The sequence below is a fragment of the Flectobacillus major DSM 103 genome (genome assembly GCF_000427405.1).
In the GTDB taxonomy this organism is placed as follows: domain Bacteria; phylum Bacteroidota; class Bacteroidia; order Cytophagales; family Spirosomataceae; genus Flectobacillus; species Flectobacillus major.
Genome location: NZ_ATXY01000005.1, coordinates 1 through 12,762 on the forward strand (window position 1 = coordinate 1; position 12,762 = coordinate 12,762).

Here is a 12,762-nt window from a genome sequence, read left to right on the forward strand (position 1 = left end):
GTTGAAATTCAAAACACTTTACAGTAAAGTGTTTTGAATTTCAATAAGAGTATTGAACTTTTATATATTCTTAGTTCAGCCTATTTTCACAGAAATAGACTGGAAAACTTCGCAATTATAGGGTATTCTATCCGCCAACGATTCAGAGGGTTGTTTGAGTAATGCCAAGCCCAAAATAAAAAATTGGGCTGTTCTAAATCCATGCCTAGGTTGAACCTCATCAAGCATAATAAGTTTGCCAGTATACAACTCAAAATAAGCTTCAGGATCGGTAAGTTTGGCTTAATCGCTTGGACTTTCGAGATCAAGATAAATAACCGCTAGACTGATACTCTCGGCAATTGCTTCGGCCAAAGTTATTTTCCCAACCTAACGAGCCCTCAAAATACTCTCTGCGATTTTCGTTTAATCTACAAAACAATATTAGATTTACAAGAATGTAATTAGGTTAAATCTAGGATATTGATTTGTATCTTTTTGAATGATGAGTCCACAAATTATGATCTAGAAATTAAAATTGTTACTATCGTCACTAATTTAGTATTCACTCACAACTTTGCTTATTTCAACTATCCAATCAACTATGAAAAAAAGTATTAACGTGGCTTTTTTATTGTGCTTATTTATCAATGCCTCTATTGTGATTGCACAAAAAACCTCGAAAAACACCGCACAAAGTCGTACTATTATTACTTCCGACGGAGAAATAGATGATGTTGATTCATTTATTCGAATGTTGCTCTATGCCAACGAGTTCAAAATAGAAGGGCTCGTATATAGTAGTTCGCAATGGCACTACAAAGGCGATGGCAAAGGCACCTTATTTACTTCCGAAATGGAATATACAGCCAAAAGGTATGGGCAACGCACCGATTTAAGATGGCCAGGCACTTCTTGGATGCAAGAATTATTGGATGAATATGAAAAAATACAGCCCAATTTGCTGCTGCACGACTCCAAATACCCTTCTGCCGATGCCCTACGAAAACTGATAAAAGTAGGAAATATTGATTTTGAAGGCGAAATGGAAAAGGATACAGAAGGAGCAGCATTCATAAAACAAAAATTACTAGACAACGACCTAACTCCGCTTTATTTGCAAGTTTGGGGAGGTACCAATACCATTGCCAAAGCCTTGAAATCTATTGAAGATGACTATAAAAATACCAAACAATGGCAAAAGATTTATGATAAAGTAGGTAGAAAAGCTATTATTTATGCTGTTTTAGACCAAGATGCCACCTACAAAAAATATGTAGCTCCTCATTGGCCCAATATCAAGGTATTTTATAACTCCGACCAATTTTGGTGTTTGGCTTATCCTTGGCCTAATGTTGTACCTAAAGAGTTACAACCATACTTGAGAGGCGAATTTATGGCCAACAATATCATCAAAAATCATGGGCCATTATTAGCAAAATACTATGCTTGGGGCGATGGCCAAAAGCAAGCTGGCGACGAAGAACATACACATGGTACTAAAGAAGACATGGAAAAATACAAAATGACTTCTTATGATTTTATTTCGGAAGGTGACTCGCCTGCTTATTTTCAGCTAATAGATGTTGGCCTGATGAGTAAAAATAACCCCGAATATGGTGGTTGGGGCGGTAGAATGGTACAGTCAAAAAATAACCCAAACCGTTGGGAAGACGGTAAAAGTATTACAGATTATAACCCTTTTACTCGCCAACAAGATGCCTCATTTCCTCAAACTCGTTGGATTGATGCCCTTCAGCTAGACTTTGCCGCCAGAGCCGACTGGTGTATTAAGCCTTATGCTCAAGCCAATCATGCTCCGTCTATTTCAATCAAAAATGGCAATGTCAGAATGGTAAAGGCGGGTGAAAAAATAACAATAGAAACCCAAACCTCTGACCCTGACCACAATACGGTATCACTAAAATTCTGGCAATATCAAGAAGCTGGCACTTGTTTAGGTTCTGTAAAAATAGAAAATAGTACTCCTGAAAAGGCTCAAATTACAATACCCGACAGTGTCTCTAAAGGACAAACCATTCATATTATTGTAGAAGGAAAAGATAATGGTGAGCCAGCTTTGATTCGTTATCAACGTGTTATTTTAAAAATTTCATAAACATAATGACTTATATCATTGATAATCAGACTCATAAAGCATAATATCGTCTATTGTTTTGATTATAAATAGTGTACTACACAGAATTATACCATATTTTTCAAGAAGATATACAAAGTATTTTTTCTATTTCACTTCAAAAAAATACTGGATAATTCTGTGTGCTTTTTCCTTTTTTTACAAATATATCTTTACACCAATAATTCGCTTGATTAATGAGACAAAACTGAATTCAAGAATGCGTTTGAACCAGTACATCTATTTTTTCACTATATTTGCCTACAAATATTATAGACTATATATTCTTTAGTGTAATAATGGTCAAACCAATAACACATTATAACAAAACTACTATGTTAGGCTCAGTCAACTTCATCAAACCCAATCTTAATAATTTTCAAGAATTCAGAAGCAAAGCTCTTTGTGCAGGATTAATTGCCCCCAACTTTTCTGTTCCGCAGCAAAATGGCTTATGGCAAAACCTTCCTGCCGATTTATTACTACATCAGCCTATTTCTTTAGCTTACTTATCGCAGGATAATCCTATTTTGTTAAGTTTTTATTCTCCTTTGTGGGACGACTACGGCGATATCCAAATAGTACTCATCCAAAAATCTTATAAAAAATTAATTGACCTTGGTATCGACATTTTAGTAGTTACGACGGTTCATCCCGACCAGTTACCAGATTTAGCCCGAAAATTTAAGCTAACCCTCAATATTTGTTTTGATGAAGGCAACCATATTGCCCAACAATTTGGTGTTATCCGTGACGACTACCCAACTTGGCAGCATTTCTCGGGTATTTCTGAAAATATTCCGCTACCTGCTTCGTATTTAATTTTACCCAATGGGCGAATTATCCATGATTTTTTTGATGAAAATCTCAACACATTTTTGTCTTTTAAAGAGATTGAGGCGTTTGTGAATAATTATCGGCTTCATAAAAAATAAATAAAATCAGAATAAAGTCTACAAAGTATATGGATTTTATATTCTTTTGTTATACCTTTGCATTACAAACTGACGTTTAACCTGTGGTAATCATAAAATTGACATTTGTTTTAGAAGTATCGACAGCTTGAACTAATGGTAGTCTATTTAATCAATCTAGTTTGGTAAGGGTGAAAGCGTTGCTTTCACTCTTATTTATTTTAAGGCAAAAATAAAACTCTATAAAAATGATAGGATATATAGTTTTATACTTTATATTTGTGCAATATTTTTAATAACACTTAATCAAAATCTTATCAAAGTGCAAGTAGTAGATACACAAAATAAGACCATCAGTATTGCTGAAAAGCCCATACCTAGCAACTGGATATGGTATGTTATTCCGACAGTCTTACTCTTAGGCTGTTTGATTACACTCTATTTTAATGGTAAAATACCCATTTCATTAGATACTATCCAAAATGGTTTCTCTGGCGATTTTTGGTTATATGTAATGGTTGGGCTAGGGGCACAACTGGTAGATGGTACTTTGGGTATGGCTTATGGTGTTACTTCAACCTCCTTTTTATTAGGCTTAGGTGTACCACCTGCTGTAAGTAGTACGAGTGTTCACGTTGCCGAAATGTTTACAACAGGAGCATCTGCAATCTCGCATTTCAAATTTAAGAATATCAATAAAAAGCTCTTCAAAAACCTACTTATTCCTGGGGTAATAGGCTCAGTTGTAGGGGCATATTTGCTATCAGATTTTATTAATGGCGATTTGATAAAGCCTTATATTTCTGTTTACATGGTATTTTTGGGAGTTATTATTATACGCAAAGGACTACAAAAAAATATTGTAAAACAAAGAACAAAACGCCTAGGTTTATTAGCTGTTTTTGGTGGATTTATGGATGCCATTGGCGGTGGTGGATGGGGCCCAATCGTGACTTCATCGTTGCTAGGCCGTGGCCGCGACCCCCGTTATACAATCGGCTCGGTAAATGCAGCCGAATTTGCTATCTCTTTTGCTAGTGGTATTACCTTTTTGATATTTCAGGGGGTAAACTCTTGGCAAGTTGTACTTGGCCTTGTCGTGGGTGGAGTAATTGCCTCTCCTTTGGGTGCAATTTTAGTAAATAAAGTAAAACGTAAGCCATTGATGGTTTTGGTAGGAACTCTCGTAATACTAATCAGTATCAGAACTATCCTGAAGAGTTTACATATATTGTAAAAAATAACAAGTGCAAAAGCTCAATTCTTGATTTCTTTTGTATTGAGAACAGACATTACAAATCGTTATTATTATTCCCTTGGAAGAGTTTCTTTCAAGGGATTTTTTCTTTAGTCCAAATTTTTATACGCAAATAAGTGTACCACCAAGATTAGATTACGAACAACTGAAATGTATTATACGTTTTAAAATAAAAATATGCAATAGATATTGTCTCAAAATGATATTTCCTTAATAAAAGAGCTATTACATTTTGTAAAAAGTATAATATATCTACAAATAATACTATTATTGATTTCTAAAAGCTTCTAACAAATCATATAATTAACCCAACAAACCGTTCAGGTTTTGGCTAAAATACCTACAAATAATGCCATTTATTTTTACTACTATCTCATAAACAGACTGTTATATTTTACCCTCAAAAAAGCCTCGTTGTCATGCTTTATCGGGAGTCCCCCAAAAAGAATTTCATGAAAATACTTGCTATTAATAAAATACAAATTTAATTTTGTCGACTTAATCTACAATTTATATAGATTATATAGATTGTATTTCAATTCTATTGAGTACATCAAATTCTATTAATTACACTTGTTAAAACGATTTACAATGAGTACTTAACTTATTGATAAACGATAAAAAAAGCCACCCTTGCTGGCACAAGGATGGCTGGTCAAAAAAGGTTCATCGCGAAATGATTTTAGGAGATTGCATAGCAATCGTCCCAAGGCCTTATTTTTTTTAATTTAACCATTACAAAGTAAATGAAAAAAAGAATTTTACTACTAATCTGGATGAGTATTTTGTTGATTCCCGCAGGAATTTTTGCTCAAAATACTGGTGCAACAATCAATTCCAATCTTTCAGGAAGGATTTTAGATGATAAAACCAAAGAACCGCTTATTGGAGCAAGCGTTCGGATTAAAGGCACAACCCATGGCGTAATTACTGATACCGAAGGTAAGTTTTATTTTGCTACAGGTCAGAAATTACCTTATACGCTCATTATCAACTACATTGGATATGAAAGCAAAGAAATCACTGCTTCAAAAAGCACTATAGAAATTACCCTTCGTGGCGATTCTAAAGAGCTTAATGAAATTGTAGTAGTGGGTTATGGCACACAAGAACGCAAAAACTTGATAGGCTCAATTACCAAAGTAAACCCTTCAGAAGTTAGCTCGATTCCCGTAGGAAGTATTGATGCCCAATTGCAAGGAAAAGTGTCGGGTGTTCAGATTTCATCGGCTACTGGTGTTCCTGGCGAAGCAGTTAATGTAAGAGTACGTGGTGCTACTTCTATCAATGCCGACAACGACCCTCTGTATGTTGTAGATGGTGTTTTTATCAATAGCAATAGCCTTCAAACTATTGGTACTGGGGGTAAAGCTACGTCACCAATTGCAGACTTAAACCCTACTGATATTCAGAGCATTGAGGTATTGAAAGATGCCGAAGCAACTGCATTGTATGGGTCAAGAGGTGCTAATGGCGTAATTTTAATTACGACAAAAAGAGGAAATTTTGAGCAAGCCCCAAAAATAAATGTTAATGCAAGCTTTGGTCAGGCAAAAGCAACTAAGCTTTGGGAACTGACAACTGGCCCAGAACATGCTCAGCTAGTAAACGAATGGTGGATTAATACAGGAAAAGATACGCCTTCACTCAACAGAACGGTAGCCAACAGACCATTCAGGCCAGTGTCGGAAGGTGGACGTGGTTTACCAGAAGAACAACAAACATACGACCGCCTTAGCGAGGCTTTCCGCACTGCTACCCTTCAGAGCTACGATGTGTCGTTGGCTGGTGGTACAAAAACTACTAAATATTATATCGGAGGTGGTTTTAACTCGCAAGAGGCTATTTTAAAACCTATCACATTTAACCGTGCTAGTTTTAAAGTAAACCTAGACCAAAAGGTAAGCGACAAAGTTCAGGTGGGCGTAAGCAACTCTTTCTCAAGAACATACAGAAACCAAGCTCGTGCTGGCGATGGCCCTCAAGGTGGTTTGTTACAAGCAGCTTTGCATACGCCAACCTACTTGTCACCTTATAATGAACAAGGTGTTTTGGTGGGGCGTGCTGGTTTTGATAACCTAACTTTATTGTTAGAAAACTACGATGTACATTCTACTAGCTTGAGGTATATCGGAAACCTTTATGTGGATGCGTATTTATTGCCAAACCTAAAACTACGTTCTAGCTGGGGTGTTGATTATAATAATTACAACGAATCAGAATACTGGAATACTTTCTTGTTATTGGGAGCTCAAGGTGGTTTGGCTACTTCTTCTATTTCTCAGTTTACTTCGTTATTGAATGAACAAACGCTTACTTATCGCCAAAAATTGGGAGACAAACACTCATTTGGTATTGTGGTAGGTAATACGCTTCAAAGTGATGTCTTGAACAGAACTTATGCTGAAGGACGAGGCTTTGCCAACAATTCATTCAAGATTATCTCTTCTGCTGCTACAACAATCAGTTCTCAAAACTGGAGTAAAAGTAATTTGGCTTCGTTTTTTGCCAAAGCAGATTATAATTTTGACGGAAAATATTTATTTAATGTAAGTCTGAGAGCCGATGGTTCTTCTCGATTTGGTACAGACCGTAAATGGGGGTATTTCCCAGCTGTAGGTGCAGCTTGGCGACTAAAACAAGAAGATTTCTTGAAAAATAATACGGTTATTTCAGACCTAAAATTAAAAACTAGCTACGGTATTGTAGGTAACCAAAATGGTATCGGAAATTTTGCTTCGCAAGGTTTATGGACAGGCGGTGCTTCTTACCAAGGAAGTGCAGGAACAGCTCCACAACAACTGGCAAACCCAGATTTGAGATGGGAAAAAACAAACCAATTTAATATAGGTATTGATGCAGCGTTATTGAACGGAAAAATCGCTTTTGAATTTAATTATTACACAAAATATACAAGAGACGGTTTGTTGCAATTAGCTTTACCAAGTACAACAGGCTTTGCTAATTATTGGAGCAACGCAGCCGAAATCAGCAACAAAGGTTTTGAGTTTAGTATTAATACAACCAATATTCAGCAAGGAGGTTTTACTTGGACTTCTAATTTGAATATTGCTCAAAACATCAATAATATCGAGAAATTAGAAAATCCGCTTCGTTATGGTAGCCGCGACTTGATTCTTCAACAGCAAGGCACTCCACTTTATTCTTTCTGGGTATATAAACAATTGTACGTAGACCCACAAACAGGTAATGTAGTGTATGAAGATGTAAATAAAGATGGACAAATAACCGTAGCCGACCGTCAAATTGTAGGAAGTATCTGGCCAAAATTCTTTGGAGGATTCACCAACAATTTCAGCTACAAAGGCTTTGAAGTATCTGCTTTCTTGGCATTCCAGTACGGAAACAAAATCTATAACCACAACAAGTTCTTTGGTGAAGGTGGTGGAGCTAGAGATGCCGCTCGTATTATTTTTGCTAGTAACTTGGCTCGTTGGCAAAAACCTGGCGATATTACCGATGTTCCTCGTCCAGACGGGGTAAACGTTAATAACTACCGTGATGGTGGTAGCCGCTGGCTAGAAGACGGTTCTTTCCTTCGCTTACGTTCATTGAATGTAGGATATAATTTGCCAAAATCTGTTGCCAAAAAACTCGGAGCAGAGGGTATTAAAGTATTTGTGAATGGAACAAACCTTTTCTTGATTACCAAATACACAGGACTTGACCCAGAATCTAGTGCTAGTAGTGACCAAAATGCACAAGGGATTGATTTGGGTACTCCACCACAGCCACGCAGTTTTCAAGCTGGTTTTAATTTGACATTCTAGTTACTGATTTGAATACTATCAAATTTCCCAATTCAGTACCCAAATTTTAAATTTTGAAATATGAGAGCTTTAAAACATATATATTCTATAGGACTAATAGCTTTACTTACATCATGTGCCAATTATTTGGATGTAAAGCCATTGGAATCTATTTCAGATACCCAAACCATTTACGACAAAACATCCTCTGAAACAGCTATCAGAGGGGTCTATTCAGCCCTTGCCAGTGGTAATTATTATGGTACTACCTTCCAATCTATTGGCTATTTATCGGGCGATAATATTCAGTGGACTGGCTCGCAGTCGCAAGTACAGGAGTTTATTAACAAAAAAGTAAACGCCGAAAACTCGACTATTTCAGGTGCATGGACAGCCATTTATGTTACTATCAACCGTGCCAACAATGTGTTGGCAAAAGTACCAACAGTAACAGACCCACTTTTGACTGATGCCTTAAAAAACCAAATTATTGGTGAGGCATATTTTATCAGAGCTTTAGCATATTTTGACTTGGCTCGTACTTGGGGAGGCGTACCCATTGTGACCAAACCAACGGCTAGCCCAACCGAAAATAGAGGTATCGGCAGAAGTACTCAAGCCGAAACCTATGCACAAGTATTAAAAGACTTAGAAGCTGCCGAGCCACTATTACCCGCTACAACCGACCGCTACCGAGCTACTCGCAAAACGGTTTGGGCTTTGCGTGCTCGTTATCATTTGTACCAAAAAGAATGGGCAAAAGCAGAAGAATACGCAACTAAGTTGTTGACAGATACCAACTACCGTTTATTAAAGCCATTCAATGCGTTTTTTGCGAATGATGCCAGAGGTACACAAGAATCAGTTTTTGAGATTTTCTATAGTGCCAACGAACCCAACGCTCACCGCAACCAATGGCAGCCTCAAACCAACGGTGGTACTCGCCAGTGGGCTCCTAACGATGCTATTGTAGCATTACTCAACGACCCAACGGTAGGTGGTACACGCAGTACTTTGGTAGCAAAAGATAACCAAAACCGTTGGTATGGCAATTTGTACTACCGTACACCTGCCACCGACCCAAGTTATGTAATTCGTATTGCAGAATTGTATTTGATTCGCTCGGAAGCTCGTGCTAATCAAGACAAAATAGCCGATGCCCTTGCCGACTTAAATGCAGTGCGTGACCGTGCTGGTATTGCCGCAAGTACCGCTTCGACAAAAGACAATGTACTCTTGGCCATTGAAAATGAAAGAAGAGTAGAGTTTGCATTAGAACCACATCGTTGGTATGATATTGTAAGAACAGGCCGTGCCGCACAAGTATTTAATGTCACCGATGCCAACAGATTGGTATTACCGATTCCAGCAGGAGAATTATTGATTGACAAATCTTTGGTACAAAATAAAGGATATTAATTTTTAGTCTACAGGCTAGGCAACTAGCCTGTGGCTTAAACCCAATACTCAAATGGCTAAATCTTTAGAAATTAACTCGCAAAGCGAATGGAGTAGCACCGAAAAACTCATTTTTAAGTTTTTTGGTATCTATTTCTTTTTGCAGGTGCTACCCCTCGACCTTAGGTTTTTCAAGCACCTTTTTTCTATCAATTGGTTGAATGTAGGCTATCGTGATATTTTTTATTTGTCAAAATACGCTCCAAGCTTTACAGGAAACGATAATTTTATCAATTGGTTTATTATTGCAGTTGTTGCAGGAATCGGAACATTTCTATGGGATAACATTTACAAAAAAACTATCGATTACGATAAACTCTATTATTGGGTACGAGTACTAGTACGTTATCGTTTAGCCATTGGCGTTATTGCTTATGGGTTTCTTAAATTCTTTCCAATTCAATCACCAATTCCTTCTATCAGTAACCTCAATACCGAATATGGCGATTTTACTGCTTGGAAACTTTTCTCGCTCGGCTTAGGGGTTGTTCCTAGTTACCAGTCTTTTTTAGGATTGGTAGAAATTGTTGGAGGTTTATTACTCCTCAATAGAAAAACCACAACGATTGCTACTTTAATTATTCTACCATTTGCGGGCAATGTGGCCATTTCCAACATTGCTTACGAAGGTGGCGAATATGTTTATGCTTTTTATCTGATAGCTTTAGCACTTTACCTTTTTGCCTTCGATGCCATCCGATTATTCAATGTATTATCTTTAGAAAAACCTACTTTACCGAATCGTTTTCAGCCTGTATTTGACAAAAAATGGAATCAATTTAGAATAGCCATCAAACTAGCCTACGTGATTTTCTTTATTGTATTTTATGGCGTAAAGACGTATGCAGGATACCAAAAAGGTAGTTATCATTTCCCAGCTCAAAAAGGCTTAGATAATACCGCTGGACTCTATAATGTAAGTGAGTTTAGATGGAATAACCAAAGTATTCCATATTCAAAAACAGATACTTTACGCTGGCAAAATGTGGTATTTGAAAAATGGAATACCATCAGTATCAAGTCTAACAAACCAGTGTTTATAGAAAATTTACCAAGCGAAGAAATTTTTAAAGAAGACACCGCTCGTATTTATGAATTGTCGGGTTCGCAAGGTCGCCATTATTATCAGTATAGTGTAGATAGTTCAAAATCAACACTTTTGCTAAAAAACAAGAATATTAACCATCAAAACGACAAGTTTACGTTATCGTTCAAAAAGCTAAATGATTCAACGATTGTTTTGTCGGGAGTAAATACCCAACACGATTCTGTTTATGCAGTTTTGAACAAAATCAACAAAAAGTACTTGACTTTTGAAGCCAAAAAACTAGGAAGAAGAAGTATCCTAAAGTTATAATTCATACCATAAATTCTAATAAAGATGTCTATTTCAAATCTAAACATAACACAAGAGAATTTGGGTACTGAATTGCCTGAAAACTCAGCGGAAACACCTCAGACCACAGCACCAAGGGTGTGGGCATCATGGGAAAAAATACTTTTTAGAATCGCTTTCGTATTCTTTATTGCTATGTCTTTTCCCAATAGTTGGGATTGGTATAAAGAAATATTTTCTTTCGACTGGCTACACCTACATTATCGTGATTTGTACGATATAGCTCGCTTTGGTTCAGGTCTCAATTTCTTTGGTAATAAAATTTTTGGGTCTTCGCTCAACGGTTATGCTGTATGGGTTATTACCTTAATTTTTTCTGTGGTGGTTGGTCTTATCTGGTCAGCAATTGTATATTTCACAAAAAAAGACAAAACAGAATACAACCTTTTGTATTACTGGTTACGAGTATTGGTACGTTATCGTGCAGGAATCGGCATTATTGGTTTTGGCTTTACCAAACTCACACCAACACAATTGCCATATCCTTCGTGGGGCATTCTCAATACCAACTTTGGTGATTTGACTTTACAGAAAATTTATTGGCTTTCAATTGGTATTGTGCCGTGGTACGAAGTATTTACGGGCGTGGTAGAAGTAGCGGCCGGAGCATTATTGTTTTTCAGAGCCACTACTTTTTGGGGTTCAGTATTACTTTTCGGAGCATTGGCCGATATTGTGTATGTAAACTTTGCCTATGATGGTGGTGTTCATGTGTATAGCTCTTATTTCGTATTGTTTTCAGCCTTCTTATTGATCGACTACATTCCAGATTTGTACAAGCTTTTGATTCAAGAAAAGTTGACAGTACCTTTTCATTATTACCCAAATTTTGACAAAACCTGGCAACGTATCACTCGCATTAGCCTAAAAACCCTTGTCATTATTTTATTTTTGCCCGTATTTACTTATTTGGCCGTTATCAATTTCTTGTACGACCCATACAAGCAACCAGCCCAAAAAGGTATTGCTTCGTTGCGTGGCAATTATAATGTTACCGAATTTAAAATTAATGGACAGGTTTTACCTTATAACCCTTTAGACACAACCCGTTGGCAACAAGCTACTTTTGAAAAATGGACAACCCTTACTTTTAAAGTTAATAAGCCTGTCGAGCTAGATTTATCAAATGGAGGTGGAGCACCAATGAGAGACATCAACCGAACCTTTGAGCTAACAGGTGTAGCAGGCGGTCAACGGGTATTTTACTACCAAGCCGATACTGTTCATAAAGTGTTGTATTTACAAGATAAAAATCGTGGGTCAAGAAATGCTGAAAATCGTGAATTTTTAGGAAATAGAGGAGACTTCAATCTGAAAGGAAACGCGCCAGAAGTATTGGCAAAAAAGAAAGAAAAAGCAGACAAAGAGGCCGAAAATTGGATTCCAAAAGAAGCTCTCGCAGTGATAGGTAACGAAGACAGTAAGATAGAACCCATTGCACGCTCTGCTCGTAGAACGAAGGGAATCAAGTCTGAAAGTAAACCTGTAGAACGTAATAAAATGATTTTGACATATACTGTTTTAGATGGTGGCAATAAGGTATTACTTTCGGGTATCAACGAAAACAAAGATTCTATTCATGTTACCTTAGAGCGATATACCAAAAAATATGCACTTTCAAGAAGCACCTTGGAGGCAGGAAAATACAATTAGACAATACCCTAAAAATCAAATAATTACATTATCATAAACTTTAGGACAAAGGTATATCTATCAGGTACAATTTACTAGCATAGCTACCTTGCCAATAGGCATCCTTTGTCCTTTTTGTCTTTTACCTTGTATTTATATTGAAGACATTGAAACCTATTGCAGGCTAGTATCTTCAATAGCTATTTTCTTATTTAGTT

7 protein-coding genes are annotated in these 12,762 nt (G+C 36.8%); all 7 read left to right on the forward strand.

Annotation, left to right across the window (positions count from 1 at the left end; all coding sequences use genetic code 11):
* Window positions 1–583 precede the first annotated feature (583 nt).
* Window positions 584–2,098: a DUF1593 domain-containing protein gene (locus tag FLEMA_RS0101185; RefSeq protein ID WP_026993875.1), complete on the forward strand. Its 1,515-nt coding sequence runs from the start codon at window positions 584–586 to the stop codon at window positions 2,096–2,098.
* Between the two features lie 353 nt (window positions 2,099–2,451).
* Complete coding sequence (locus tag FLEMA_RS0101190; protein WP_026993876.1) at window positions 2,452–3,051, forward strand: redoxin domain-containing protein; 600 nt, start codon at window positions 2,452–2,454, stop codon at window positions 3,049–3,051.
* 301 nt (window positions 3,052–3,352) lie between these two features.
* The gene (locus tag FLEMA_RS0101195) at window positions 3,353–4,267 is read left to right on the forward strand and encodes a sulfite exporter TauE/SafE family protein (RefSeq protein WP_229359317.1); all 915 of its coding nucleotides are present in this window, start codon (window positions 3,353–3,355) and stop codon (window positions 4,265–4,267) included.
* Between the two features lie 767 nt (window positions 4,268–5,034).
* The gene (locus tag FLEMA_RS0101200) at window positions 5,035–8,079 is read left to right on the forward strand and encodes a SusC/RagA family TonB-linked outer membrane protein (RefSeq protein ID WP_026993878.1); all 3,045 of its coding nucleotides are present in this window, start codon (window positions 5,035–5,037) and stop codon (window positions 8,077–8,079) included.
* Window positions 8,080–8,139: 60 nt separating this feature from the next.
* Window positions 8,140–9,477: a RagB/SusD family nutrient uptake outer membrane protein gene (locus FLEMA_RS0101205; RefSeq protein WP_026993879.1), complete on the forward strand. Its 1,338-nt coding sequence runs from the start codon at window positions 8,140–8,142 to the stop codon at window positions 9,475–9,477.
* A gap of 52 nt (window positions 9,478–9,529) precedes the next feature.
* Window positions 9,530–10,873 carry a hypothetical protein gene (locus FLEMA_RS0101210; protein WP_026993880.1) on the forward strand — a complete coding sequence of 448 codons (1,344 nt, stop codon included), beginning with the start codon at window positions 9,530–9,532 and terminating at the stop codon, window positions 10,871–10,873.
* Window positions 10,874–10,897: 24 nt separating this feature from the next.
* Window positions 10,898–12,565, forward strand: coding sequence for a hypothetical protein (locus FLEMA_RS0101215; protein WP_026993881.1), 1,668 nt, complete (start codon window positions 10,898–10,900; stop codon window positions 12,563–12,565).
* Window positions 12,566–12,762 lie beyond the last annotated feature (197 nt).

Coding starts and splice junctions, on each gene's coding strand:
- FLEMA_RS0101210 (WP_026993880.1), top strand. CDS start 9,530: ATGGCTAAATCTTTAGAAATTAACTCGCAAAGCGAATGGAGTAGCACC.
- FLEMA_RS0101205 (WP_026993879.1), top strand. CDS start 8,140: ATGAGAGCTTTAAAACATATATATTCTATAGGACTAATAGCTTTACTT.
- FLEMA_RS0101190 (WP_026993876.1), top strand. CDS start 2,452: ATGTTAGGCTCAGTCAACTTCATCAAACCCAATCTTAATAATTTTCAA.
- FLEMA_RS0101185 (WP_026993875.1), top strand. CDS start 584: ATGAAAAAAAGTATTAACGTGGCTTTTTTATTGTGCTTATTTATCAAT.
- FLEMA_RS0101200 (WP_026993878.1), top strand. CDS start 5,035: ATGAAAAAAAGAATTTTACTACTAATCTGGATGAGTATTTTGTTGATT.
- FLEMA_RS0101215 (WP_026993881.1), top strand. CDS start 10,898: ATGTCTATTTCAAATCTAAACATAACACAAGAGAATTTGGGTACTGAA.